Origin of the sequence: Pseudomonas sp. BNK-7, assembly GCF_048072025.1 — a bacterium.
Taxonomy (GTDB): Bacteria; Pseudomonadota; Gammaproteobacteria; order Pseudomonadales; family Pseudomonadaceae; genus Aquipseudomonas; species Aquipseudomonas danubii.
Genome location: NZ_CP182252.1, coordinates 2,383,117 through 2,408,500, shown reverse-complemented (window position 1 = coordinate 2,408,500; position 25,384 = coordinate 2,383,117). Strand labels below are relative to the sequence as shown.

The window sequence follows — 25,384 nt, the reverse complement described above, 5'->3', positions numbered from 1 at the left end:
GATGCGTCCTCGCAAGAAAGATCGGCACCTGCCTGCATGCATGTACGAAAAGCATGGGGCTTACTATCTGGTGCGCAAAGGCAAATGGAAACGCCTGGGAAGTGACTTCCAGGCGGCTCTGGCAGAGTATGCGAAGATCATCGATAGCGGCAGCCAAGGCGGTATGGGCAAGCTGATCGATGACGCTTTAGAGCATATGTCGAAGAAGCTCAAGCCAAACACCATTGTTCAATACCAGGCCGCAGCCGTAAGGCTGAAAGAAGCCTTTGCGGAGTTCGAGCCTCGCGACGTAATGCCCAGGCACGTCGCGAAACTCAAGATGCACATGGCGGACACTCCGAACATGTCCAACCGGGTGATATCTGTTCTGAGAAGTATATTCAGCTACGCCCTGGAACAGCAGATGGTTGACTTCAATCCTTGCACCGGCATCCGCCGACACCCCGAAAAGCAGCGCGACAGGTACATCACCCACGCCGAGTTTGCCGCGATCTGCGGTAAGTCGAGCGATAACATGAGGGTGATTTATGAGATGTGCTACCTGACCGGGCAACGTATCGGCGACGTTCTATCGATACGGCTGGCGGATATTACAACCGAAGGAATTGCTTTCACTCAAGAGAAAACCGGTGCTCGCCTTGTCGTCCGCATGACTCCAGATCTGGAAGAACTGATCAGCAGGATTAAGGCCCTGCCACGGAAGATCCGCGGCTTGACCCTGTTCTGCTCACCTCGCGGCGGCAAACCGGTACATTACAGCTCGGTAAAAGACGCCTTCGCGCTTGCATGCAAGCGGGCCGAGGTTGCCGACGCAACCATTCATGACCTGCGCGCCAAGTCACTGACCGACACCGACGACCAGGGCAACGACGCACAAAAGCTGGGCGGACACACCGACGCCAAGATGACCGCCCGCTACCTGCGACTACGCAGAATTGACGTGGCAGAGCCGCCGACAATGCCTAAGCCACGGGTTACTGAAAAATAGCGTTAATCATTTTCTGAATCGTCCTAGCTCCACTAATTGAAAGAGAGCCTCTACCATAAAGACCTGCCTCCCTCAGTTGCGATACAATTCGCGGACTAACTTCACCATCCATTACCAATTTACTAAAATGCTCGGAAATCGTTTTTAAACCTGCACCAACAAAACCACCATTAAATGACCTGCGCACAAGTGAAGACAAGTTCATATATAGATCTTCACTCAAAAAACCAAACCCATCAAAACCTTCCTGCCCAGCATAGCTTTCTAACGATACACTATGCTTTAGCAACTCCCCCTTTGAGCGATCAACCTCAGCAGCTAGGCTAGCCATACTGGCCCTCATATCAGCCATCTGCTTTTCATCTAGCTGAGCCTTAACCATTAAATCCTCAATTATTTTTTGATACTCCTCCTCACTCTTTTTGAGTGTATCAGCCTCTTTTCGCTGCTCCTCCTTCAGAGCCGTAGCATCAAAAGGAATACTATCGAATCTTTTATTTAAAACATCATAACCTTGATTAATGCTCAGCAACTGAGCCCCAAATCGCTCCTCAATACGCCCTAAGAGCTCGGAAATATTCTTTGTAAATCCATATGAGTTATTATAAAAATTCTTCGAAGACTCATCCGCCTTAAAATAAAACGCTGCGGAAAGCACGATAGCCGAAATAGCCAGAATCAAGCTAAGTAGATCCGTAAAATTAAAACCACTAAAATCAATGGATATTTCTGAAACAGCAAGCCGATAGGCAATAACAAAAAACAGTAGAAGCAGGGCAACATCACGAATATTAGCTAGCGAAACAAATCCTTTTCCACCTACTAGAACCGCGTTCACCTTATCACTAAGCTTTTTTTCACCCTTAAGACTTTCGCTATCTTCAAATTCCATCTTTCCCCATTGCTCCGTTAGGCTATTTACACGAAGCATAATGCTATCACTGTCCGCTCACCCGATACACGCAGCTCACGAAAGCACTGATCGCAAAATCACGACGGTTAGCTGTAATATTAGACAATTTACCTTTGTCAAATAGACACAAAGAGCTGAATCCTACTAATGACGGACCTTTCAAGCCACACGCCGATGATGCAGCAGTACTGGCGCCTCAAGAACCAGCACCCTGATCAACTGATGTTCTACCGCATGGGCGACTTCTACGAGATCTTCTATGAAGACGCGAAGAAGGCCGCCAAGCTGCTGGACATCACCCTGACGGCACGCGGACAGTCGGCGGGACAGGCGATTCCCATGTGTGGCATTCCCTACCACGCCGCCGAAGGTTACCTGGCCAAGCTGGTGAAGCTCGGCGAGTCGGTGGTCATCTGCGAGCAAGTGGGTGATCCGGCCACCAGCAAAGGCCCCGTGGAACGTCAGGTGGTGCGCATCATTACCCCGGGCACCGTCAGCGACGAAGCCCTGCTGGATGAGCGCCGCGACAACCTGATCGCGGCCGTACTGGGTGATGAGCGCTTGTTCGGCCTGGCGGTGCTGGACATCACCAGCGGCAATTTCAGTGTCCTGGAAATCAAGGGTTGGGAGAACTTGCTGGCGGAGCTGGAACGCATCAATCCAGTGGAGCTGCTGATCCCTGATGACTGGCCACAAGGCCTGCCGGCGGAAAAGCGCCGGGGTGTTCGACGTCGTGCCCCCTGGGACTTCGAGCGCGACTCGGCCCACAAGAGCCTCTGCCAGCAATTCTCCACCCAAGACCTCAAGGGCTTTGGTTGCGAGACCCTGACCCTGGCCATCGGCGCCGCCGGATGCCTGTTGAGCTACGCCAAGGAAACCCAGCGCACCGCCCTGCCCCACTTGCGCAGCCTGCGGCACGAACGCCTGGACGACACGGTGGTGCTGGACGGTGCCAGTCGCCGCAACCTGGAGCTGGACACCAACCTGGCCGGTGGACGCGACAACACCCTGCAATCGGTAGTCGATCGCTGCCAGACCGCCATGGGCAGCCGCCTGCTGACCCGCTGGCTGAACCGCCCGCTGCGGGATCTCAAGGTCTTGCAGGCGCGTCAGTCCTCGATCACCTGCCTGCTGGACGGCTACCGTTTCGAACGGCTGCAGCCGCAGTTGAAGGAAATCGGCGATATCGAGCGGATTCTCGCGCGAATCGGCTTGCGTAACGCCCGCCCGCGGGACCTGGCCCGCCTGCGTGATGCCCTGGCAGCCTTGCCAGAGCTGCAAGAGGCGATGACCGAACTGGAGGCAGAGCACCTCAAGCAATTGGCAGTCACCACCAGCACCTACCCGGAACTGGCCGCGTTGCTGGCCAAAGCGATCATAGACAACCCGCCGGCGGTGATCCGCGACGGCGGCGTGCTCAAGACCGGCTACGACGCCGAGCTCGACGAACTGCAATCGTTGAGCGAGAACGCCGGGCAATTCCTGATCGATCTGGAAGCCCGGGAAAAAGCCCGTACCGGCCTGGCCAACCTCAAAGTCGGCTATAACCGCATTCATGGCTACTTCATCGAGCTGCCGAGCAAACAGGCCGAGCAGGCACCGGCGGATTACATTCGTCGCCAGACCCTGAAGGGCGCCGAGCGCTTCATCACTCCGGAACTCAAGGAGTTTGAAGACAAGGCGCTGTCGGCCAAGAGCCGCGCCCTGGCCCGGGAAAAGATGCTCTACGATGCGCTGCTGGAAACCCTGATCAGCCATCTGCCGCCGCTGCAGGATACCGCCGGTGCCCTGGCGGAACTGGACGTGCTGAGCAATCTGGCCGAACGCGCGCTGAACCTGGACCTCAATTGCCCGCGTTTTGTCAGCGAGCCTTGCATGCGCATCACCCAGGGCCGTCACCCGGTGGTGGAGCAAGTATTGACCACACCTTTTGTGGCCAACGACCTGAATCTGGACGACAACACCCGGATGCTGGTGATCACCGGTCCTAACATGGGCGGTAAATCCACCTACATGCGCCAGACTGCGCTGATCGTACTGCTGGCCCATATCGGCAGTTTTGTCCCGGCGGCGAGCTGCGAGCTGTCCCTGGTGGATCGGATCTTTACTCGGATCGGCTCTAGCGACGACCTGGCCGGCGGTCGCTCGACCTTCATGGTGGAAATGAGTGAAACCGCGAACATCCTGCACAACGCCACTGAACGCAGCCTGGTGCTGATGGACGAAGTGGGCCGCGGCACCAGTACTTTCGACGGACTTTCCCTGGCCTGGGCTGCGGCAGAACGTCTCGCCCATCTGCGGGCCTACACCCTGTTCGCCACCCACTATTTTGAACTGACCGTACTGCCGGAAAGCGAGCCGCTGGTGGCCAACGTGCACCTCAATGCCACTGAGCACAACGAGCGCATCGTCTTCCTGCACCATGTATTGCCCGGCCCTGCCAGCCAGAGCTATGGCCTGGCGGTAGCCCAGCTGGCGGGGGTTCCCAGCGCCGTCATCGGGCGAGCCCGTGAACATTTGAGCCGCCTGGAGACCACCAGCCTGCCTCATGAAAAGCCACTACCCGCGCCAGGCAAAGCCTCGGTTCCGCAGCAAAGCGACCTGTTTGCCAGCCTGCCGCACCCAGTCCTCGAGGAACTGGCCAAACTGGATCTGGATGACCTGACGCCACGCCGGGCACTGGAAATGCTCTATACATTGAAGACACGCATCTAACGCGAACGCCTTCAAGCTGTTAGAATCTCGCGCGGTTTGGGATGCTGCGGACTATTAGCCTGGTTCGCAGACTATCGCTCCCAAACCTGGCGACCCCGTCATGTAGGGGCTCCGCTGCCGCCGCCTGAGGAGAGAATTAGAAATGACCTTCGTCGTCACCGACAACTGCATCAAGTGCAAGTACACCGACTGCGTAGAAGTCTGTCCGGTGGACTGCTTTTACGAAGGGCCGAACTTCCTGGTGATTCACCCGGATGAGTGCATTGACTGCGCGCTGTGCGAGCCTGAATGCCCGGCTGTAGCCATTTTCTCCGAGGATGAAGTCCCGGAGGAGATGCAGGAGTTCATTCAGCTGAACGTCGAGCTGGCAGAGATCTGGCCGAATATCACTGAAAAGAAAGAATCGTTGCCGGATGCCGCAGAGTGGGATGGCGTCAAAGGCAAGATCAAAGACCTCGAACGCTGATTGCCCCCGCGTTCCTGAAAAGGCCCCTTGCGGGCCTTTTTGCATTTCTGGGAATAGGGCTCTTGTCCTCCGGACTTTTCGACAGGCAAAAAAAAGGGGCGGTATGACCCGCCCACATTTTTCCCTAGTCCCTGTGTTCCTTTTCATCGTCCTGATGAATCGCTTCCTGCGATGTCCTGACCATCATCCTTGATGGCTGTGTCTATCCGTCGACACAGGGCTGATATTAGAGAATTCCCTGGTAAGAGCAATCGCACTATTCCCCGGAAAACTTGTCGAACACAAACAGAAAGACTTAAAAAATACTTATAAATCAACAACATAAAAAATCACTTAAAACATTTCAGGCAAGTCTGAAGCAATCGAGAACCGAACACTTACGAAAACGTAATCTATTGCTTACACGCCAGTGAAGAGTAATCCCAACCCTGACCAGAATCCCAAAGCTCAGAATCAAAATAATCAAGCAATAAAAAGCCCCGAATAGATCGGGGCTCTTGCGAGTCAGTTCCAGAAGCTACTGAAATAGAGACTCACTGGACAACCCATTCTTTTCAAGGATCTCTCGCAGGCGTTTGAGGCCTTCAACCTGGATTTGTCGAACCCGCTCACGGGTCAGGCCAATCTCCAGGCCAACATCTTCAAGAGTGCTGCTCTCATGACCTCGCAGGCCAAAGCGGCGAACCACCACTTCACGCTGCTTTTCAGTCAATTCGGACAGCCATTGATCGATGCTTTGCGACAGATCATCGTCCTGCAACAGTTCACAAGGATCCGTTGGACGATCGTCAGTCAAGGTATCCAGCAGGGTTTTATCCGAATCCGGTCCCAGCGAGACATCAACCGAAGAAACCCGCTCATTCAGACCGAGCATGCGTTTGACTTCAGCCACCGGCTTCTCCAGCAGGTTGGCGATTTCTTCGGGAGAGGGTTCATGATCGAGTTTTTGCGTCAACTCACGGGCGGCGCGCAAGTAGACGTTAAGCTCTTTGACCACATGAATCGGCAACCGAATGGTCCGGGTTTGATTCATGATCGCCCGTTCGATGGTCTGGCGAATCCACCAGGTGGCGTAGGTCGAAAAGCGGAAGCCGCGTTCCGGGTCGAACTTCTCCACTGCCCGGATCAGGCCGAGATTACCCTCTTCGATCAGGTCCAGCAGCGACAATCCACGATTGACATAGCGCCGGGCAATTTTCACCACCAGTCGCAAGTTACTTTCAATCATGCGCTTGCGCCCGGCGGGGTCGCCACTCTGCGACAAACGCGCAAAGTGCACTTCCTCTTCAGGAGAGAGCAATGGAGAAAAGCCGATTTCATTGAGGTACAACTGCGTTGCATCGAGGGCACGCGTGTAATCAATGTACTTGTGTTGCTTAACTGAAGCGGAGCTTTTGGATTTGGCGCGAACGGAAGGTGGAGTTGCCCCCTCATTATTCGACATCGAATCCATATCGATGCTGCTCTCCATAAGGAGAACTTCATCGTCGATGTCAAACTCCGGCACTTCTTTACTGAGAGCCATTGTTATAGTCCTTTGGTGAGTTCGACCTCAGGCTCAAGCGTCGCCTTAATCCTTGGCAACGCTGGAGCCTGTTCCCTCTACGTGAGCGGAACAGGCTGGTAACGGATCAACGACGTGGCAGGAATTGCAGCGGATCTACAGGTTTACCTTGTCGGCGAATCTCAAAGTGCAGTTTCACCCGGTCTGTACCAGTTGATCCCATCTCGGCAATTGTCTGTCCGACTTTGACCTGCTGTCCCTCCCGAACCAATAGCTTGCGGTTGTGGCCGTAAGCACTGACGTAGGTTTCGTTGTGTTTGATGATGACTAATTCGCCGTAGCCCCTTAAGCCACTCCCGGCGTAAACCACCGTCCCATCAGACGCAGCTAAAACAGGCTGTCCCAAATCCCCGGCGATATCAATGCCTTTATTCAAACTACCGTTTGAAGAGAATTTTCCAATCAGAACACCGTTGGAAGGCCAGCCCCAGCCCGTCGGAGCGGGGCCTGCAGGCGTAACCGGAGCGGGCGCCGGCTTGCTTGCAGTAGCTGTAGAAGTGCCCGTTGCGGTGGCTGTCGTTGCCCCCGCCGGACGACGAATAACCGTGGTCTTGCTGGAGGACGATGCACCAGACTGGGTGCTGGTAACCACAGTTGTCGGCGCAACACCCGTGCGACCATCAAAACGAATGGTTTGCCCAGGATGGATGGTATAGGGCTCGGCAATATTGTTACGAGCAGCCAACGCCTTGTAATCCCAGCCGTAGCGAAACGCGATGGAGAACAGCGTATCCCCGCGACGTACTACATATTGTCCGGTGGTCACAGTTGGACGCTGAGGCGCCGCATTATTACTGCGTTCAACCACACCCACACTGCTGGACTTGGTGCTGGAGCAACCGACCAACAAGGAACTCAAGACAAGGCCAATCATCAGTCGCTGAAAGCTTGTTATACCCATACGCTGCGCAATGACTGTGAGACTCACCCGCCGCTCCCTTTATGGTGGTTGACGATATTAATTGCCTGGCTCAGGCATGAAATGACGCAAGTATAACTGGAGGCCGGCGCTTTACGGCTGGCAAAGCGCAACACACAGTCACAAGAGGTTGCCATTGATCGCCGTCCTACTCATTGCCGATCAACACGGCACTAAGACACAACCCGGCAAACAGAATTCACCCACGCGGCGATAAATGCTCAGGCCAGTGGCCCATTGAGCAACGGCACAAACCGCACCGCCCCCAGGACATGTCGGGCAAAGCCATGTTCTTCACGAATGATCAGCATCAACTGCTGTACTTCTCCGGCTCCCACTGGAATGACCAGGCGCCCACCAGGCGCCAGTTGATCAAGCAGTGCCTGCGGAATATCGGTAGCCACGGCGGTGACGATGATGCCGTTGTAAGGCGCCAACGCTGGCCAGCCCTCCCAACCATCGCCCCAGCGGAACACCACATTACGCAGGTTCAATTCCTGCAGACGCTCCTTGGCCCGATCCTGCAGGACCTTGATCCGCTCCACCGAAAACACCCGCTCAACCAACTGCGACAGTACTGCCGTCTGGTAGCCGGAACCGGTACCGATCTCCAGCACTTTGTCCAGCGGACCTGCCGCCAACAGCAACTCGCTCATGCGAGCCACCATATAAGGCTGGGAGATCGTCTGGTTATGGCCGATGGGCAGCGCTGTGTCTTCATAGGCACGGTGCGCTAGAGCCTCATCAACGAACAGATGCCGTGGTGTACGACGAATGACTTCCAATACCTGGGGATTGGACAGGCCCTCATCGTAAAGCCGTTGGATCAGGCGCTCGCGGGTTCGCTGGGAAGTCATGCCTATTCCCCGTCGTAGCAAATCGTCCTGCTCACGAGCCATCAGCGCAGCCCCTCCAACCAACCATCCAGACTCCTGAACGCCTCATTGAAGGTGCGATCGAGCTGTAACGGCGTGATCGACACATAACCTTGCATGACAGCATGGAAGTCAGTACCTGGACCGCCATCTTCAGCGTCCCCTGCGGCGGCAATCCAGTAACCCGACTTGCCACGGGGATCGACGACCTTCATGGGCGCCGCTGCGCGCGCGCGATGGCCCAGGCGGGTCAGCTGTATGCCACGGATATGATCAAGCGGCAGATTGGGAATATTCACGTTCAACACCGTCCGTGGTGGCAAATCCAGCAAGCCCTGAGCCTGTACCAGCTTGCGCGCGAAATGGGCAGCCGTGGCGAGGTTTTCTACCTGCCTCGACACCAGCGAAAAGGCAATCGCCGGGCGCTGCAGGAAACGTCCTTCAAGCGCAGCGGCGACCGTTCCGGAATACAGCACGTCATCACCGAGGTTGGCCCCCAGGTTGATTCCCGACACCACCATGTCCGGCTCATGCTCCAACAGGCCGTTAAGCCCCAGGTGAACACAGTCGGTCGGTGTGCCATTGATACTGATGAAGCCATTGCCGAGGGTATGCGGATGCAACGGACGGTCGAGCGTCAGCGAACTGCTGGCGCCGCTTTTGTCTTGATCCGGTGCGATAACCACACACTCGGCGTAATCCGCCAACGCAGCATGCAGCGCGGCGATACCGGGTGCAGTTACCCCATCATCGTTAGAAATCAGAATACGCATGAGCTGTCCGTCTGCCCCACCGGCACCAGATCGACGAGTTCACGCACCAATGCGGTGGCGAAACACCCGGCCGGCAGGACGAATTCCAGTTGCAGAATGTCAGGCTCGGGATAATGCCACGTCAAACCGCCAATGGGCAGCCGCAGGATGCGTCGTTCGTGGCTCATGCCGGCTTTAATCAGCCAATCGCACAGTGCCGCCTCACGGTCGGCAATCTGTTGCTCAAGCTCATGGGATACACCGCCCGCCGGAGAAACACCCTCCCCCCACAGCGGCCCGGTGGGGTGCAGGTCGAGAATCGCCAGGCGTGGATCCGAGCATTCATCAGGCCCGGCCATGAAAAAGCTGCGACTGTCGGTAAACGCCAGCAGGTCACCTATCTGCGCCTGCTGCCAGCTGCCGTCCGCCACCCGTGCTGCCAGCACCTGGTTGAACAAGTAGCTGCGGGCCGTAGACAACAACCGCGAACGCACATTGCGCTGCTCTGGCAGTGCCTGGCGCGCGGCCCAGCCGCGGGCATCCACTAGATTGCCGCCGTCGTGGCCAAAACGCTGGGCGCCGAAATAGTTGGGAATCCCAAACTGGGCAATCTGCTGCAAACGCTCATCAATGGCCGAATGGTCCGCCGTAAGCTCTGTGAGACGCAGGGTAAAACCGTTGGCCGCATGGGCTCCACGCTGTAGCTTGCGCTTGTGGCGGGTGGCCTTGAGGATTTTCAGGGTGTGGTTTTCCGCCGCGCCAAGATCCGGATCAGCCTTGCCCGGCAGTTGCACACTGAACCATTGGCGAGTCAGCGCCTGGCGATCCTTGAGCCCGGCGTAGCTCACGGTGCGCAACGACACTCCGGCGGCCTTGGCAATCCGCCGCGCGGCCTCTTCGGTGTTCAAGCCACGCTTTTCCACCCACAGCCACAGGTGCTCGCCTTCACCGCTCAGCGGGATATCGAGCACTTCATCGACCTGGAAATCTTCGGCAGTAGCCTTGAGCACCGCGCTGCCCAGGGCATCACCATAGGCCCGCGGGCCCAACAGTTGCAGTTCATTCATGGGCGCAGCAACAAGGCCACGGAGTGCACCGCGATACCTTCCTCGCGACCGACGAAACCGAGTTTTTCAGTGGTGGTGGCCTTCACGTTCACTTGATCCAGTTCGACTTGCAGGTCCTCGGCAATCAAGGCCCGCATGGTTTCAATATGAGGCGCCATTTTTGGGGCCTGGGCGACGATGGTGTTGTCGACGTTGCCGACCTTCCAGCCTTTGGCATGGATCAGCGCGACAACATGACGCAGCAGGACGCGGCTGTCGGCACCTTTGAACTGCGGATCGGTGTCCGGAAAATGCTTGCCGATATCCCCCAGCGCCGCGGCGCCCAGCAGGGCATCACTGAGTGCGTGCAACAACACATCACCGTCGGAGTGGGCGAGCAAGCCGCAATGATGGGCGATACGCACACCACCCAAAGTAATGAAGTCGCCCTCAGCGAAACGGTGCACATCGTAGCCGTGGCCAATACGCATAAAAAAACGCCCCGAAAAAGTCAGGGCGTGATTCTACCTGCTTTGGCGGGTATTAGGCGTTAAGAGCACGTGCATGGTGCTGCAAGTGATCGTCTATAAAGCTGGCGATAAAGAAGTAGCTGTGGTCATAACCGGGCTGCATGCGCAGCGTCAGCTCATGCCCGGCATTCTTTGCCGCTTGCTGCAGAACTTCAGGCTTGAGCTGGCCGGCAAGGAAATCGTCGCGATCCCCCTGATCCACTAGCAACGGCAGCTTCTCCGTGGCCTCGGCGATCAATACGCTGGCATCCCACTCGCGCCAGCGTGAGCGCTCTTCCCCCAGATACCGGGAAAACGCTTTCTGCCCCCAAGGACAATCCATGGGATTACTGATAGGAGCGAACGCCGAAACCGACTGATAGCGACCGGGATTACGCAACGCACAGACCAACGCCCCGTGACCACCCATGGAGTGGCCGCTGATCCCACGTTTCTGCGACGCGGGAAAGTGCGCCTCCACCAACTCCGGCAGCTCGTTCACCACATAGTCATGCATCCGATAATGCTGGGCCCAGGGCTCCTGTGTCGCGTTCAGATAGAACCCGGCCCCCAGGCCAAAGTCCCAGGCGCCCTCCGGGTCACCGGGCACCCCAGCGCCGCGAGGGCTGGTATCCGGAGCGACGATGATCAGGCCCAGTTCCGCCGCCAGGCGCTGGGCGCCGGCCTTTTGCATGAAGTTCTCGTCGGTGCAGGTCAGGCCGGACAACCAGTAAAGCACCGGCAACTTGCCCCCCAGCTCCGCCTGGGGCGGCAAGTACACGGCGAACACCATGTCACAGCCCAACACCTGAGAATGATGCTTGTAGCGTTTGTGCCAGCCGCCGAAGCTCTTCTGGCAGGAAAGGTTTTCCAGACTCATGGCAGACCTCCAGCCACAAGCCGCAAGCTACGAGCAGCAAGTGGGAAGCCCCTCTTGGTACTTGTGGCTTGCCGCTTGCCGCTGCTCTTAGAAATGAATGACCGAACGAATGCTCTTGCCTTCGTGCATCAGGTCGAAAGCCTTGTTGATATCTTCCAGGCCCATGGTGTGAGTAATGAAGGTATCCAGCGGGATTTCGCCGGTCTGGGACATTTCCACGTAGCTTGGCAGCTCGCTGCGACCACGCACGCCACCGAATGCCGAACCGCGCCAAACGCGGCCAGTCACCAGCTGGAAGGGACGGGTCGATATTTCCTGACCGGCACCGGCCACACCGATGATCACCGATTCGCCCCAGCCCTTGTGGCAGCACTCCAGCGCGGCGCGCATCAGCTGGACATTGCCGATGCATTCGAAGGAGAAATCCACACCGCCGTCGGTCATGTCGACAATGACCTCCTGGATCGGACGATCGAAGTCCTTGGGGTTGACGCAGTCGGTGGCGCCCAGTTGCTTGGCGATCTCGAACTTGGCCGGGTTGATATCGATGGCGATGATGCGCCCGGCCTTGGCCTTGACCGCACCGATTACCGCCGACAGGCCAATGCCGCCCAGGCCGAAGATGGCCACGGTGTCACCGGCCTTGACCTTGGCGGTGTTGATCACCGCGCCAATGCCTGTGGTCACGCCGCAACCCAGCAGGCAGACCTTCTCCAGAGGCGCGTCCTTGGGAATCTTGGCCACGGAGATTTCCGGCAGCACCGTGTACTCGGAGAATGTCGAGGTACCCATGTAGTGGAAAATGGGCTGACCCTTGTAGGAAAAGCGCGTGGTGCCGTCAGGCATCAAGCCTTTGCCCTGGGTAGCGCGAATGACCTGACAGAGGTTGGTCTTGCCCGACAGGCAGAATTTGCACTTGCCGCATTCCGGGGTGTAGAGCGGAATCACATGATCGCCCACGGCCACCGAGGTCACGCCCTCGCCCACCGCTTCCACCACTGCACCACCCTCATGGCCGAGGATCGCCGGAAAGATACCTTCCGGGTCAGCACCGGACAGGGTATAGGCGTCGGTGTGGCAGACGCCGGAAGCGACAACCCGCAACAGCACTTCGCCGGCCTTGGGCATGGCAACATCCACTTCGACGATTTCCAGGGGCTTCTTGGCCTCGAAGGCTACCGCAGCACGTGACTTGATCATCCTGACTCTCCAGCGAATAAAAACGAGGCAGTGAGTGTAAAACAGCGCAAGGCGATGAATAATCCAGGCAAAAGCAAAACATTATTGCCATGCAGGGATAATCAATGAGCGAAAACCGTTGGGAAGGCATCGACGAATTTGTCGCAGTCGCCGAATGCAGCCAGTTCACTGCCGCTGCCGAACGCCTGGGGGTGTCCTCATCTCATATCAGCCGCCAAGTGGTGCGCCTGGAAGAGCGCTTGCAGACCCGCCTGCTGTATCGCAGTACCCGCCGCGTCACCCTGACCGAGGCCGGGCAGACCTTTCTCCAGCATTGCCAACGCTTGCAGGACGGGCGCGAGGAAGCGTTGCGCGCCGTGGGGGACCTGACCAGTGAGCCCAAGGGCATGCTGCGCATGACTTGCGCAGTGGCCTATGGCGAGCGTTTTATCGTGCCGCTGGTCACGCGTTTCATGAGCCTTTATCCGCAGTTGCGGGTGGACATAGAACTGAGCAACCGTCCCCTGGACCTGGTGCACGAGGGGCTCGACCTGGCCATTCGCCTGGGACGCCTGCAGGACTCACGCCTGGTCGCCACTCGCCTGGCACCACGCCGCATGTACCTATGTGCATCGCCGTCCTATCTGGAACGCTATGGCCGCCCTCACAGCCTGTCGGAATTGAGCCGGCACAACTGCCTGATCGGCAGCTCGGATATCTGGCAGTTGGAGGTCGACGGGCGCGAATTTTCGCAAAGGGTGCAGGGCAACTGGCGCTGCAACAGCGGACAGGCAGTGCTGGACGCGGCGTTACAAGGCGTCGGACTCTGCCAACTGCCGGACTACTACGTTCTGGAGCACCTGCAGGACGGTACGCTGGTTTCCTTGCTGGAAGCTCACCAGCCGCCCAACACCGCAGTCTGGGCGCTCTATCCACAGCAACGGCATCTGTCGCCGAAAGTGCGCAAGCTGGTGGACTATCTCAAGCACGGCTTGGCCGAACGCCCGGAATACCGTGATGTGTAGCCTTGCCGCAGGCTGCGGCAAGGCCCGCAGAGCCTTCGGGGTTTCAGGAGCGGCGCCTCCTTCGGAGTCGTTCGCAGCCTGCGGCAGCGGCTACAAGGTTCAGCGCCCGCCCGCGATCAGCGCCGATTGGACCAACGCTGGCGCAGCCACTCAAGATCCTCGGGGCGAGTGACCTTGAGATTGTCGGAACGGCCTTCGATCAGGCGTGGCGCCTGCCCGGCCCATTCCATTGCCGAAGCCTCATCGGTGATCGCCACATCGGCCACCAGGCTGTCGGCCAAGGCGCGGTGCAGCGCGCCAAGACGGAACATCTGCGGTGTGTAGGCTTGCCAGATCAGGCTGCGATCCACGGTTTCCAAAACCCTTCCGTGCTTGTCGATCCGCTTCAGGGTGTCCCGGGCCGGCACCGCCAACAGCCCGCCCACCGGGTCGTGCGCCAATTCACTCAGCAGCTTGTCCAGGTCATCTCGGGAAAGATTGGGGCGTGCGGCATCGTGAACCAGAACCCAATCCTCATCGGCCGCGCCCTGAGCATGCAGATGAAGCAAGGCATTGAGTACCGACCCGGAACGCTCGGCGCCGCCTTCGACCCGCTGAATCCGCGAGTCGTGGGCACAGGCCAGGGTTGGCCAGTAGGGATCGTCCAGCGCCAGGCTGACCACCAGCCCCTTGAGGCCAGGATGGTCGAGGAAACAGCCGAGGCTGTGTTCGAGAATTGTGCGTCCGCCCAGTTGCAGGTACTGCTTGGGACGATCCGCGGCCATGCGAGCACCGACGCCCGCGGCAGGAATCACGGCCCAGAAGGCCGGCAATCTATCGCTCATTGGGCCAACTGGTAGAGGGTTTCACCCTCCTTGACCATGCCCAATTCGTGGCGAGCCCGTTCTTCAACGGTCTCCATGCCCTTCTTCAGTTCCATGACTTCCGCATCGAGTACGCGATTTCGCTCCAGCAAACGCTCGTTTTCAGCGTGCTGGTCGGCAATCTGCTGAGTCAGGTCAGCTACCTGGGCCAAGCTGCCGCTCCCCACCCACAGGCGGTACTGCAAGCCAGCCAGCAGCAAGAGCAAGACCAGGAACAACCAATTGGGACTGCGCATCGAATATCGGGTATCCAGTGAAAAAAGACAGCCATGCCAACAACTTCGGACCTACTGATAGCACGAAGCCTGGAAGAACCAGGCTTGTGCTCTTAAGGCATCAGATTAGTGGCAAAAAACTCGCTGTAGCGATTTTCCCGACACAATCCGGTGTCTTTTTACCATCTACGGCTTAGCCGCGAAACTCGCTGCGACCGTTGTACTTGGCCTTGCCGTTCAATTGCTCTTCGATACGCAGCAATTGGTTGTACTTGGATACGCGGTCGGAACGGCACAGGGAGCCGGTCTTGATCTGGCCAGCCGAGGTGCCCACGGCCAGGTCGGCGATGGTCGAGTCTTCGGTTTCGCCGGAACGGTGCGAAATCACGGCGGTGTAACCGGCAGCCTTGGCCATCTGGATGGCTTCCAGGGTTTCGGTCAGGGTGCCGATCTGGTTGAACTTGATCAGGATCGAGTTGGCGATCTTCTTGTCGATGCCTTCTTTCAGGATCTTGGTGTTGGTCACGAACAGGTCGTCACCGACCAGTTGCACCTTGTCGCCGATCTTGTCGGTGAGGATCTTCCAGCCAGCCCAGTCGGACTCGTCCAGGCCGTCTTCGATGGAGATGATCGGGTAGCGCTGAGTCAGGCCTTTGAGGTACTCAGCAAAACCTTCGGCGGTGAACACCTGGCCTTCGCCGGACAGGTTGTACTTGCCGTCTTCGTAGAACTCGCTGGCGGCGCAGTCCAGAGCCAGGGTCACGTCGGTGCCCAGGGTGTAACCGGCATTGGCCACGGCCTCGGAGATGACTTTCAGCGCATCTTCGTTGGAAGCCAGGTTCGGGGCGAAGCCACCTTCATCGCCCACAGCGGTGTTCAGGCCACGGGCCTTCAGCACGGCTTTGAGGTGATGGAAAATCTCGGTGCCCATGCGCAGACCTTCCGAGAAGGACTTGGCGCCGACCGGCTGCACCATGAACTCCTGGATGTCGACGTTGTTATCGGCGTGCTCGCCACCGTTGATGATGTTCATCATCGGTACCGGCATCGAGTAGACGCCTGGGGTGCCGTTGAGGTTGGCGATGTGAGCGTACAGCGGCAGGTCCTGGTCCTGGGCGGCAGCCTTGGCCGCGGCCAGGGACACGGCGAGGATGGCGTTGGCGCCCAGGGAGGCTTTGTTCTCGGTACCGTCCAGGGCGATCATCGCGTGATCCAGCGCTTTCTGGTCGATCGGGTCTTTACCCAGCAACAGGTCGCGGATCGGACCGTTGATGTTGGCTACCGCCTTGAGCACGCCCTTGCCCAGGTAACGGCTCTTGTCGCCATCACGCAGCTCCAGCGCTTCGCGCGAGCCGGTGGAGGCACCGGACGGCGCGCAAGCACTGCCGATGATGCCGTTGTCGAGAAGCACGTCCGCTTCGACAGTGGGGTTGCCACGGGAGTCGAGAACTTCACGACCTTTGATGTCGACGATTTTTGCCATTGTTGTAAACACTCCAAAGTTGACGAAAACGCTGAGTACCGCTCGATTTATAACTTGTGGGTCAAATTGCATTCTTGTAGGAGCCGGCTGGCTGGCGAACGGGCCCGCGAGGACACCTTCGCCGGCCAGCCGGCTCCTACAGAGGAAGTCGCCGGTTTTACGCGGTTTCTACCGTGGGGAAACTCTTGACCAGCTCGTCCAGAGCCTTGAGCTGAGCCAGGAACGGCTCAAGCTTGTCCAGGCGCAAAGCACAAGGGCCGTCGCACTTGGCGTTGTCCGGATCCGGGTGGGCTTCCAGGAACAGGCCGGCCAAGGACTGGCTCATGCCGGCCTTGGCCAAGTCGGTGACCTGAGCCCGACGACCACCAGCGGAGTCGGCGCGACCGCCCGGCATCTGCAGGGCATGGGTCACGTCAAAGAACACCGGGTACTCGAACTGCTTCATGATGCCGAAGCCGAGCATGTCCACCACCAGGTTGTTGTAACCGAAGCTGGAACCGCGCTCGCAGAGGATCAACTGATCATTACCCGCCTCTTCACACTTGCTCAGGATGTGTTTCATTTCCTGAGGCGCGAGAAACTGGGCCTTCTTGATGTTGATCACCGCGCCGGTCTTGGCCATGGCCACCACCAGGTCGGTCTGCCGCGAGAGAAACGCCGGCAACTGGATGATGTCGCAGACTTCGGCGACCACGGCGGCCTGGGCCGGCTCGTGGACATCGGTGATGATCGGCACGCCGAAGGCCTGCTTCACGTCTTCGAAAATCCGCATGCCCTCTTCCAGGCCAGGACCACGATAAGAAGTCACCGACGAACGGTTGGCCTTGTCGAAGCTGGCCTTGAACACGTAGGGAATACCGAGCTTCTCGGTAACCCGTACGTACTCTTCACAGACCTGCATCGCCATGTCGCGGCTTTCCAGCACGTTCATGCCGCCGAACAGCACCATCGGCTTGTCGTTGGCGATCTCGATGTTGCCTACGCGGATGATCTTCTGCGCCATCAGGTTCAAGCCTTCTTCTGGTGTTGAGCCAATGCTGCTTTGACGAAACCGCTGAACAGTGGGTGACCGTCACGTGGCGTCGAGGTGAACTCAGGGTGGAACTGGCAAGCGACGAACCATGGATGATCCGCAGCTTCGACCACTTCAACCAGCGCGCCGTCGCCCGAGCGACCAGAGATCTTCAGGCCAGCCTCGATCAGCTGTGGCAGCAGCTTGTTGTTCACTTCGTAACGGTGACGGTGACGCTCGATGATCACGTCCTTGGCGTAGCAGTCGTGGACCTTGGAGCCCGCTTCCAGCAAGCATTCCTGGGCGCCCAGACGCATGGTGCCACCCAGATCGGACGCTTCGTTACGCACTTCGACAGCGCCGGTGGCGTCTTCCCACTCGGTGATCAGACCGACGACCGGGTGACCGCTGGTGCGATCGAATTCGGTGGAGTTGGCATCTTTCCAGCCCATGACGTTACGGGCGAACTCGATGACCGCCACTTGCATGCCCAGGCAGATACCCAGGTACGGCACCTTGTTCTCGCGGGCGTATTGCACTGCAGTGATCTTACCTTCCACGCCACGCAGGCCGAAACCGCCCGGGACCAGGATCGCATCAACGCCTTCCAGCAGCGCGGTGCCTTGGTTCTCGATGTCTTCGGAATCGATATAGCGCAGGTTGACCTTGGTGCGGTTGGTGATGCCGGCGTGACTCATCGCTTCGATCAGCGACTTGTAGGCGTCCAGCAGTTCCATGTACTTGCCGACCATGGCGATGGTGACTTCATGCTCAGGGTTGAGCTTGGCGTCTACCACCTTTTCCCACTCGGACAGATCGGCGCCGTTGCATTGCAGGCCGAAACGCTCGACGACGAAATCGTCCAGACCCTGGGCGTGCAGTACGGCCGGGATCTTGTAGATGGTGTCGACGTCTTCCAGGGAGATCACCGCACGCTCTTCAACGTTGGTGAACAGGGCGATCTTGCGACGCGAGGACACATCCACCGGATGGTCGGAGCGGCAGATCAGCACGTCAGGCTGCAGACCAATGGAGCGCAGTTCCTTCACCGAGTGTTGGGTCGGCTTGGTCTTGGTCTCGCCAGCGGTGGCGATGTACGGAACCAGGGTCAGGTGCATCAGCATCGCGCGCTTGGAGCCGACTTCGACCCGCAGTTGGCGGATGGCTTCAAGGAACGGTTGCGACTCGATGTCGCCCACGGTACCGCCGATTTCCACCAGGGCCACGTCGGCATCGCCGGCGCCCTTGATGATGCGACGCTTGATCTCGTCGGTGATGTGCGGAATCACCTGGATGGTGGCGCCCAGGTAATCACCACGGCGCTCCTTGCGCAGCACGTGCTCGTAGACACGGCCAGTGGTGAAGTTGTTGTTCTGGGTCATGGTCGTGCGGATGAACCGCTCGTAGTGGCCCAGGTCCAGGTCGGTCTCGGCGCCGTCGTGGGTGACGAACACTTCACCGTGCTGGAACGGGCTCATGGTGCCCGGGTCGACGTTGATGTACGGGTCCAGCTTGAGCATGGTGACCTTAAGCCCCCGCGCCTCCAGGATGGCCGCCAATGAAGCCGAGGCAATGCCTTTCCCCAATGAAGAAACAACACCGCCCGTGACGAATATGTAGCGCGTCATGAAAAACCCTAGAAGTCTGCGTTAAAGCGGTCAGTGCCGCCGGGGAAAGCGAAGGAAGGCCGAAGCCCCCGATCACCTGCATTAATCACAGTGCACCTTTCAAAAAAACCGCCGCGTGGTGACAGACCGGATGCAAAAACACCGGTAGGTTGCTCGCTACACATTTTTTGGAATCGCCCAGCAAAGACTGCTTGGTAATCGGCAACTCCTGCAATTCAGGCGAATCCACAGAAGTTGTATCAAGAAGGGAGCGTAGTCTACCGGAAAGCCCCTTTCAGCTCAAACCTTGATCGCTGGTCAGTGGTCGCCAATGCAATTGCCAGTCGGCCTGGGGATTTGCCGCAAGCGCCGGCAGGTTTGCCACTGCCAGCAACCGCTCATCCTGGTACAGCAGCGGCAATCTGCCACGGACGAAGCTCGGTAGTCCGGCCTCGTTGAGCAGACGCTTCAGGTCACGATGACCACGTCCGGCCACCTGCATGACTTCCCCACCCTGCCGATAACGGATGTGCAACGGGCCCTGGGGCGCCGAGCCGACGAAAAACACCTGGCCATTGTTAGGCAACTGCAACGGACTGCCCGGATCCTGCCATTCGATCCCGCTTTTCACCTGCTGCAACCAAGCACCAGACAGCCACCAGATTCGCCCTCCCGCGCGATGCACTTCGCCGTCGGCCAGGCACCATCGAGGATGCCCCTGCGCGCTGGCATCCCGCAGACTCTCCCAGCCGGCCCAATGATCGGTGTCCGGCAAACGGCCACGCTTGCTCAGCCAGTGACTCAAGACGTTGCGCTGCCGGGCCGGGGATAACGACTGCAAAGGAGCAAGGGCCAGTGACGGCAAGTCCAGCCAGGGAAAGTCGCTCTCCCCCTCGGCTGGCGCCAGATCCATCATCGCCAACTCATCGAGCAGGCCCTGTGCTTCTCTCAGGTGGGCGGCGCTGCGACTCATGCTGGTCGCGGCCTGAGGCCAGCGAGCAATCAACGACGGCATCACCTGATGCCGCAGATAATTGCGCGAATATTGATGATCGGCATTTGAAGGGTCCTGGACCCAGCTCAGGCAATGCTCGGCGGCGTAACGTTCAAGTTCGGCACGGGACACACCAAGCAAAGGCCGCAACAGGTGCCCTGCGCCCAAAGGTCGGCTTTCCGGCATTGCCGATAGCCCCCGGACGCCAGCACCGCGCAACAGTCGAAACAACAGGGTTTCGGCCTGATCATCACGATGCTGGGCTGTCAGCAGCAACTCATTGGCAGCGGTCAAGCGCTCGAATGCCCCATAACGCGCCTCCCGGGCAGCCCCTTCGAGACTGGAACCGGCCCGCACCTGGACATGAATCACCTGCAACGGCACACCCAGGGCAGCACAGATCGCCTGACAGTGGGCCGGCCAAGCATCCGCCGCCGCTTGCAGCCCGTGATGAACATGCACAGCCGTGAGCCGTGGAAGGCCATGTTGATGCGCCAGATCGACAAGGAGATGCAGCAGGACGGTGGAATCAAGTCCACCGGAGAAAGCGATGCGCCAATGAGCGGCTTCACGCCAGGGCGCCAGGCTTTTTAGGAGTTTGGCGGAGAGAGAGTTCATGAAGCTTCAAGCCCCGCAGGAGCATGTGCTCGAGAAAGGACGACGCCGCAATCTGATCGATTGCGGCGCCTGGGTCGCGAGCAAGCGTACCCCTACAAGGGGGAACAGTGCTCGATCAGAGACCGTAGCTCATCAGGCGGTCATAACGACGGGCCAGCAGGGTGTCGTTATCCATTTCCTTGAGCATTGCCAGCTGCGAGCTGAGTTCGGCACGGATCGAGGCAGCCGCGGCGGCTGGATCACGATGGGCGCCACCCAGCGGCTCGCTGATGACCTTGTCGACAATGCCCAGGCCTTTCAGACGCTCGGCGGTGATGCCCATGGCCTCGGCTGCATCGGCGGCCTTTTCCGAGGTTTTCCACAGGATCGAGGCGCAGCCTTCCGGCGAGATCACCGCATAAGTGGAATATTGCAGCATGTTCAACTGGTCGCAGACGCCGATGGCCAATGCGCCGCCGGAACCACCCTCACCGATCACGGTGGCGATGATCGGGGTCTTCAGGCGCGCCATGACCCGCAGGTTCCAGGCAATCGCCTCGCTCTGGTTGCGCTCTTCAGCGTCGATGCCCGGGTAGGCGCCCGGGGTGTCGATGAAGGTCAGGATCGGCATCTTGAAGCGTTCGGCCATTTCCATCAGGCGGCAGGCCTTGCGGTAGCCTTCCGGACGCGGCATGCCGAAGTTGCGGCGTACCTTCTCGCGCACTTCGCGGCCTTTCTGATGACCGATGATCATCACCGGCTGCTCGTCCAGGCGAGCAACGCCGCCGACGATCGCGGCGTCGTCAGAGAAGTGGCGATCGCCATGCAGCTCGTCGAACTCGGTGAAGATGTGCTGGATGTAATCCAGGGTGTACGGACGACGCGGGTGCCGCGCCAGACGTGCGATCTGCCAGCTGGTGAGCTTGCCGAAGATGTCTTCGGTCAGGGTATTGCTCTTGTCCTGCAGGCGGGAAATCTCATCGCCGATATTCAGCGAATTGTCATTACCGACCAAGCGCAACTCTTCGATCTTGGCTTGCAGGTCGGCGATCGGCTGTTCGAAATCAAGAAAATTCGGGTTCATAGGCGTCCGTCTGGGCTCGACGTCCAAGGGGGCTTGGGCCGGCCGGTTGTCTATTCGCGCCCTACCTTAAGGGACGGACGCGTTGAGGTCGAGATTAAAAATTCATGTGGCGATGAGGCGCAATGATGGCACCTCACCGTCAACGGTATTGGAGGAAGACGTTGTCTCGCCCGAACTGGTCACGCAGGGCTTGAATCAAGCTGTCTGCCGGGTCGATCCGCCAGTTCTCGCCAAACTGCAGCAAGGCCTTGGCGTCGTTACGGGTGTACTCCATGGTGATCGGGCACGCACCGCGGTGACGCTTGAACAACTCACCCAGCCAGCGTAGCTGATCGCCCTTGAGGGCATCGGTATGGACCTTCAGGCGCAGGCTTTCCGCCAGGTTGGTCCGCGCGTCTTCCATGCTCATCACCCGCTTGACCCGCAAACGCAGGCCGCCGGAGAAGTCGTCGTTGCTCACCTCGCCTTCCACCACCACCATGGCGTCGGTCTGCAACAGCGACTGGGCCGAGTGGAAGGCATCGGCAAACAAGGAGGCCTCGATCCGCCCCGAACGGTCGTCGAGGGTGATGAAGCCCATCTTGTCGCCCTTTTTGTTCTTCATCACCCGCAGGGCAATGATCATGCCCGCTACCGTCTGGGTATCCCGGGCCGGTTTCAGGTCAATGATGCGCTGACGAGCGAAGCGGCGGATCTCGCCTTCATACTCATCAATCGGGTGCCCGGTCAGGTACAGGCCGAGGGTATCTTTCTCGCCTTTAAGGCGCTCCTTGAGGGTCAGCTCCTTGGCCTTGCGATGGTTGGCGTAGACATCCGCGTCCTCATCGACGAACACCCCGCCAAACAGGTCGGCGTGGCCGCTGTCGTGGGTACGGGCAGTTTGCTCCGCCGCCTTGATCGCCTCTTCCATGGCGGCCAGCAGTACCGCGCGGTTCTGGTCGATGTTGGCCTGGTAGGCCTTGGGCTCGTCGAAGAAGTGCGGGCCGAGACGGTCCAGGGCACCACTGCGAATCAGACCATCCAGGGTCCGCTTGTTAATGCGCTTGAGGTCGACCCGGGCACAGAAATCGAACAGGTCCTTGAACGGCCCCTCAGCACGGGCTTCGGTGATGGCTTCCACCGGTCCCTCGCCCACCCCTTTGATCGCGCCAAGGCCATAAACGATGCGACCTTCATCGTTCACCGTGAACTTGAATTCGGAAGTGTTCACGTCTGGCGCATCGAGGCGCAGTTTCATGGTCCGCACTTCCTCGATCAAGGTCACGACCTTGTCGGTGTTGTGCATATCCGCGGACAGTACCGCCGCCATGAAGGGCGCCGGGTAGTGAGCCTTGAGCCAGGCAGTCTGGTACGACACCAGGCCGTAGGCGGCGGAGTGGGATTTGTTGAAACCGTAACCGGCGAATTTTTCCACCAGGTCGAAGATGTTGCCCGCCAGGTCCGCATCGATATTGTTGCTGGCGCAACCCTCAATGAAACCGCCACGCTGCTTGGCCATTTCCTCGGGCTTTTTCTTACCCATGGCCCGACGCAGCATGTCCGCACCACCGAGGGTGTAACCGGCCATGACCTGGGCAATCTGCATCACCTGTTCCTGATACAGGATGATGCCGTAGGTCGGCGCCAGAACCGGGCGCAGGCCATCGTACTGATAGTCGGGGTGCGGGTAGGCGAGTTCGGCGCGACCGTGCTTACGGTTGATGAAGTCATCCACCATGCCCGATTGCAGCGGCCCCGGACGGAACAGGGCCACCAGTGCAATCAGGTCTTCCAGGCAGTCGGGCTTGAGCTTCTTGATCAGCTCCTTCATGCCCCGGGATTCAAGCTGGAATACCGCAGTGGTTTCAGCTTTCTGCAACAGGCTATAGGTCGGCTTGTCGTCCAGCGGGATAAAGGCGATATCCAGCGGTTCCTCGCCGACCTTGGCGCGGTCGCGGTTAATGGTTTTCAGCGCCCAATCGATAATGGTCAGGGTCCGCAGACCGAGGAAGTCGAACTTCACCAGACCGGCCGCCTCGACGTCATCCTTGTCGAACTGGGTCACCAGGCCGCCGCCTTCTTCGTCGCAGTAGATCGGCGAGAAGTCGGTGAGCTTGGTCGGCGCGATCACCACACCACCGGCGTGTTTACCGACGTTACGCACCACGCCTTCAAGCTTGCGCGCCATTTCCCAGATTTCCGCCGCTTCTTCATCGACCTTGATGAAATCTCGCAGGATCTCTTCCTGCTCGTAGGCTTTTTCCAGGGTCATGCCAACTTCGAAGGGGATCATCTTCGACAGACGGTCGGCCAGGCCATAGGACTTGCCCTGAACCCGCGCCACGTCGCGCACCACCGCCTTGGCCGCCATGGAACCAAAAGTGATGATCTGGCTTACCGCGTTGCGGCCGTACTTCTCGGCCACGTAATCGATCACCCGATCGCGACCGTCCATGCAGAAGTCGACGTCGAAGTCGGGCATGGAGACCCGTTCCGGGTTAAGGAAACGTTCGAACAGCAGGTCGTATTCCAAGGGGTCGAGGTCGGTGATCTTCTGCACGTAGGCCACCAGGGAGCCGGCACCCGAGCCTCGGCCCGGACCTACCGGCACGCCGTTGCTCTTGGCCCACTGGATAAAGTCCATAACGATCAGGAAGTAACCGGGGAATCCCATCTGGATGATGATATCCAGCTCGAAATTCAGCCGATCGACGTAGACCTGGCGCTTGGCTTCATAGTCCTCGGTGGTGTCCTTGGGCAGCAGCACGCTGAGGCGCTCTTCCAGGCCATCGAAGGAAACCTTGCGGAAATACTCATCGATGGTCATGCCATCAGGAATGGGGTAATCGGGCAGGAAGTGCTTGCCCAGCTTGACTTCGATATTGCAGCGCTTGGCGATCTCGACCGTGTTTTCCAGCGCCTCGGGCAGGTCGCTGAACAGCTCGGCCATTTCCTCGGCGCTTTTCAGGTACTGCTGATCGCTGTAGTTCTTCGAACGGCGCGGATCATCCAGGGCCCGGCCTTCGCCGATGCACACCCGGGTTTCATGAGCCTCGAAATCTTCCTGCTTGATGAAACGCACATCGTTGGTGGCCACCAGCGGCGCACCGATCTTGTCGGCCAGGGCCACGGCGGCGTGTAGCTGCTCTTCATCATTGGGTCGGTTGGTACGCTGCACTTCCAGGTAGAAACGGTCCGGGAAGACCGCCATCCACTCCCGGGCCAGGGTTTCGGCGACCTCCAGGTCACCGGCGATCAGCGCCATGCCAATCTCGCCCTCCTTGGCCGCCGAGAGCATGATCAGGCCTTCTGCGGCCTCTGCTACCCACTCGCGCTCGATGATGATCTGGCCATTGCGCTGGCCATCGATAAAGCCGCGGGAAATCAGCTCGGTCAGGTTGCGGTAACCCACGGCGTTCATCACCAGCAGGCTGATGCGGCTCAGGGGGTTATCCGGGTCCTTGTTCGACAGCCACAGGTCGGCGCCGCAGATCGGCTTGATCCCCGCACCCATGCTGTTTTTGTAGAACTTGACCAGGGAACACATGTTGTTCTGGTCGGTGACCGCCACCGCAGGCATGCCCATGCCGGTGAGAGCCTTGACCAGCGGCTTGATCCGCACCAGACCGTCGACCAGGGAGTATTCAGTGTGCAGGCGCAGGTGAACGAATGAAGCCGGCATAGTGATCCTGTAATAAGCGCGAAAACAACAAGGCCCG

21 protein-coding genes are annotated in these 25,384 nt (G+C 58.8%); 4 read left to right on the top strand and 17 right to left on the bottom strand.

From position 1 onward, the window contains the following. Nucleotide 1 precedes the first annotated feature (1 nt). Nucleotides 2-988, top strand: a complete 987-nt coding sequence (locus ACMGF8_RS11065; protein WP_416759578.1) for a tyrosine-type recombinase/integrase — start codon at nt 2-4, stop codon at nt 986-988. Here ACMGF8_RS11065 and ACMGF8_RS11060 read toward each other — a convergent pair. Continuing rightward, a complete protein-coding gene (locus ACMGF8_RS11060) occupies nt 975-1,880 on the bottom strand; it encodes a hypothetical protein (protein WP_416759577.1) in 906 nt (301 codons plus the stop codon). The two genes, ACMGF8_RS11065 and ACMGF8_RS11060, sit on opposite strands and share 14 nt — an antisense overlap. A 168-nt stretch (nt 1,881-2,048) precedes the next feature. Here ACMGF8_RS11060 and mutS point away from each other — a divergent pair, with 168 nt between their 5' ends. Both mutS and fdxA read left to right on the top strand, forming a co-directional pair. After that, nucleotides 2,049-4,616: a DNA mismatch repair protein MutS gene (mutS, locus tag ACMGF8_RS11055; protein ID WP_416759576.1), complete on the top strand. Its 2,568-nt coding sequence runs from the start codon at nt 2,049-2,051 to the stop codon at nt 4,614-4,616. A gap of 142 nt (nt 4,617-4,758) precedes the next feature. Continuing rightward, nucleotides 4,759-5,082 (top strand): ferredoxin FdxA, encoded by a 324-nt coding sequence (gene fdxA, locus ACMGF8_RS11050; RefSeq protein WP_102861392.1) that lies wholly within the window; start codon nt 4,759-4,761, stop codon nt 5,080-5,082. Nucleotides 5,083-5,599: 517 nt separating this feature from the next. Here the strand turns inward: fdxA and rpoS are convergent. The 8 genes from rpoS to ACMGF8_RS11010 all read right to left on the bottom strand — a co-directional run bounded on the left by rpoS (nt 5,600) and on the right by ACMGF8_RS11010 (nt 12,827). Then, nucleotides 5,600-6,607: an RNA polymerase sigma factor RpoS gene (gene rpoS / locus ACMGF8_RS11045; RefSeq protein ID WP_102861391.1), complete on the bottom strand. Its 1,008-nt coding sequence runs from the start codon at nt 6,605-6,607 to the stop codon at nt 5,600-5,602. A gap of 106 nt (nt 6,608-6,713) precedes the next feature. Continuing rightward, entirely contained in the window at nt 6,714-7,574 is an 861-nt protein-coding gene (locus ACMGF8_RS11040) for a peptidoglycan DD-metalloendopeptidase family protein (protein ID WP_102878564.1), read from the bottom strand. A 212-nt stretch (nt 7,575-7,786) separates the two neighbouring features. Next, nucleotides 7,787-8,422, bottom strand: a complete 636-nt coding sequence (locus tag ACMGF8_RS11035; protein ID WP_170001073.1) for a protein-L-isoaspartate(D-aspartate) O-methyltransferase — start codon at nt 8,420-8,422, stop codon at nt 7,787-7,789. A 41-nt stretch (nt 8,423-8,463) separates the two neighbouring features. Continuing rightward, nucleotides 8,464-9,213, bottom strand: a complete 750-nt coding sequence (surE, locus tag ACMGF8_RS11030) for a 5'/3'-nucleotidase SurE (RefSeq protein WP_102861388.1) — start codon at nt 9,211-9,213, stop codon at nt 8,464-8,466. Beyond that, nucleotides 9,201-10,259, bottom strand: coding sequence for a tRNA pseudouridine(13) synthase TruD (gene truD / locus ACMGF8_RS11025; RefSeq protein ID WP_102861387.1), 1,059 nt, complete (start codon nt 10,257-10,259; stop codon nt 9,201-9,203). The genes surE and truD overlap by 13 nt, the downstream gene beginning before the upstream one ends. After that, a complete protein-coding gene (gene ispF, locus ACMGF8_RS11020; RefSeq protein WP_060837777.1) occupies nt 10,256-10,729 on the bottom strand; it encodes a 2-C-methyl-D-erythritol 2,4-cyclodiphosphate synthase in 474 nt (157 codons plus the stop codon). Before ispF ends, truD begins: the two co-directional genes overlap by 4 nt. Before the next feature lie 52 nt (nt 10,730-10,781). Further along, nucleotides 10,782-11,627 (bottom strand): S-formylglutathione hydrolase, encoded by an 846-nt coding sequence (fghA, locus tag ACMGF8_RS11015; RefSeq protein ID WP_102861386.1) that lies wholly within the window; start codon nt 11,625-11,627, stop codon nt 10,782-10,784. A gap of 87 nt (nt 11,628-11,714) precedes the next feature. Beyond that, nucleotides 11,715-12,827, bottom strand: a complete 1,113-nt coding sequence (locus tag ACMGF8_RS11010; protein WP_416759575.1) for an S-(hydroxymethyl)glutathione dehydrogenase/class III alcohol dehydrogenase — start codon at nt 12,825-12,827, stop codon at nt 11,715-11,717. Nucleotides 12,828-12,931: 104 nt separating this feature from the next. Here ACMGF8_RS11010 and ACMGF8_RS11005 point away from each other — a divergent pair, with 104 nt between their 5' ends. Next, nucleotides 12,932-13,831, top strand: a complete 900-nt coding sequence (locus tag ACMGF8_RS11005; RefSeq protein ID WP_221809325.1) for a LysR substrate-binding domain-containing protein — start codon at nt 12,932-12,934, stop codon at nt 13,829-13,831. Nucleotides 13,832-13,947: 116 nt separating this feature from the next. On the opposite strand, the gene ispD is transcribed toward ACMGF8_RS11005, so the two are convergent. The 8 genes from ispD to dnaE all read right to left on the bottom strand — a co-directional run bounded on the left by ispD (nt 13,948) and on the right by dnaE (nt 25,347). Further along, a complete protein-coding gene (gene ispD, locus ACMGF8_RS11000) occupies nt 13,948-14,655 on the bottom strand; it encodes a 2-C-methyl-D-erythritol 4-phosphate cytidylyltransferase (protein ID WP_102861383.1) in 708 nt (235 codons plus the stop codon). Further along, the gene (ftsB, locus tag ACMGF8_RS10995; protein ID WP_102861382.1) at nt 14,652-14,930 is read right to left on the bottom strand and encodes a cell division protein FtsB; all 279 of its coding nucleotides are present in this window, start codon (nt 14,928-14,930) and stop codon (nt 14,652-14,654) included. The genes ispD and ftsB overlap by 4 nt, the downstream gene beginning before the upstream one ends. 172 nt (nt 14,931-15,102) lie before the next feature. Further along, entirely contained in the window at nt 15,103-16,392 is a 1,290-nt protein-coding gene (gene eno, locus ACMGF8_RS10990; protein ID WP_207167136.1) for a phosphopyruvate hydratase, read from the bottom strand. 157 nt (nt 16,393-16,549) lie between these two features. Then, nucleotides 16,550-17,395, bottom strand: coding sequence for a 3-deoxy-8-phosphooctulonate synthase (gene kdsA / locus ACMGF8_RS10985; RefSeq protein WP_011059542.1), 846 nt, complete (start codon nt 17,393-17,395; stop codon nt 16,550-16,552). 5 nt (nt 17,396-17,400) lie between these two features. Continuing rightward, nucleotides 17,401-19,032, bottom strand: coding sequence for a CTP synthase (locus ACMGF8_RS10980; RefSeq protein ID WP_102878557.1), 1,632 nt, complete (start codon nt 19,030-19,032; stop codon nt 17,401-17,403). A 274-nt stretch (nt 19,033-19,306) separates the two neighbouring features. Beyond that, entirely contained in the window at nt 19,307-20,623 is a 1,317-nt protein-coding gene (gene tilS, locus ACMGF8_RS10975; protein ID WP_416759573.1) for a tRNA lysidine(34) synthetase TilS, read from the bottom strand. A 115-nt stretch (nt 20,624-20,738) separates the two neighbouring features. Further along, nucleotides 20,739-21,686 (bottom strand): acetyl-CoA carboxylase carboxyltransferase subunit alpha, encoded by a 948-nt coding sequence (locus ACMGF8_RS10970; RefSeq protein ID WP_016964689.1) that lies wholly within the window; start codon nt 21,684-21,686, stop codon nt 20,739-20,741. Between the two features lie 139 nt (nt 21,687-21,825). After that, nucleotides 21,826-25,347, bottom strand: a complete 3,522-nt coding sequence (gene dnaE, locus ACMGF8_RS10965) for a DNA polymerase III subunit alpha (RefSeq protein WP_102861378.1) — start codon at nt 25,345-25,347, stop codon at nt 21,826-21,828. Nucleotides 25,348-25,384 lie beyond the last annotated feature (37 nt).

What these genes read in the sequence shown, in the direction of transcription:
- tilS (WP_416759573.1), bottom strand. Translation starts at nt 20,623, where the DNA reads ATGAACTCTCTCTCCGCCAAACTCCTAAAAAGCCTGGCGCCCTGGCGT.
- ispD (WP_102861383.1), bottom strand. Translation starts at nt 14,655, where the DNA reads ATGAGCGATAGATTGCCGGCCTTCTGGGCCGTGATTCCTGCCGCGGGC.
- fdxA (WP_102861392.1), top strand. Translation starts at nt 4,759, where the DNA reads ATGACCTTCGTCGTCACCGACAACTGCATCAAGTGCAAGTACACCGAC.
- kdsA (WP_011059542.1), bottom strand. Translation starts at nt 17,395, where the DNA reads ATGGCGCAGAAGATCATCCGCGTAGGCAACATCGAGATCGCCAACGAC.
- ACMGF8_RS11035 (WP_170001073.1), bottom strand. Translation starts at nt 8,422, where the DNA reads ATGACTTCCCAGCGAACCCGCGAGCGCCTGATCCAACGGCTTTACGAT.
- ispF (WP_060837777.1), bottom strand. Translation starts at nt 10,729, where the DNA reads ATGCGTATTGGCCACGGCTACGATGTGCACCGTTTCGCTGAGGGCGAC.
- ACMGF8_RS11005 (WP_221809325.1), top strand. Translation starts at nt 12,932, where the DNA reads ATGAGCGAAAACCGTTGGGAAGGCATCGACGAATTTGTCGCAGTCGCC.
- ACMGF8_RS11010 (WP_416759575.1), bottom strand. Translation starts at nt 12,827, where the DNA reads ATGATCAAGTCACGTGCTGCGGTAGCCTTCGAGGCCAAGAAGCCCCTG.
- dnaE (WP_102861378.1), bottom strand. Translation starts at nt 25,347, where the DNA reads ATGCCGGCTTCATTCGTTCACCTGCGCCTGCACACTGAATACTCCCTG.
- ACMGF8_RS10970 (WP_016964689.1), bottom strand. Translation starts at nt 21,686, where the DNA reads ATGAACCCGAATTTTCTTGATTTCGAACAGCCGATCGCCGACCTGCAA.
- mutS (WP_416759576.1), top strand. Translation starts at nt 2,049, where the DNA reads ATGACGGACCTTTCAAGCCACACGCCGATGATGCAGCAGTACTGGCGC.
- ftsB (WP_102861382.1), bottom strand. Translation starts at nt 14,930, where the DNA reads ATGCGCAGTCCCAATTGGTTGTTCCTGGTCTTGCTCTTGCTGCTGGCT.
- ACMGF8_RS11060 (WP_416759577.1), bottom strand. Translation starts at nt 1,880, where the DNA reads ATGGAATTTGAAGATAGCGAAAGTCTTAAGGGTGAAAAAAAGCTTAGT.
- eno (WP_207167136.1), bottom strand. Translation starts at nt 16,392, where the DNA reads ATGGCAAAAATCGTCGACATCAAAGGTCGTGAAGTTCTCGACTCCCGT.
- surE (WP_102861388.1), bottom strand. Translation starts at nt 9,213, where the DNA reads ATGCGTATTCTGATTTCTAACGATGATGGGGTAACTGCACCCGGTATC.
- fghA (WP_102861386.1), bottom strand. Translation starts at nt 11,627, where the DNA reads ATGAGTCTGGAAAACCTTTCCTGCCAGAAGAGCTTCGGCGGCTGGCAC.
- ACMGF8_RS11065 (WP_416759578.1), top strand. Translation starts at nt 2, where the DNA reads ATGCGTCCTCGCAAGAAAGATCGGCACCTGCCTGCATGCATGTACGAA.
- rpoS (WP_102861391.1), bottom strand. Translation starts at nt 6,607, where the DNA reads ATGGCTCTCAGTAAAGAAGTGCCGGAGTTTGACATCGACGATGAAGTT.
- ACMGF8_RS10980 (WP_102878557.1), bottom strand. Translation starts at nt 19,032, where the DNA reads ATGACGCGCTACATATTCGTCACGGGCGGTGTTGTTTCTTCATTGGGG.
- truD (WP_102861387.1), bottom strand. Translation starts at nt 10,259, where the DNA reads ATGAATGAACTGCAACTGTTGGGCCCGCGGGCCTATGGTGATGCCCTG.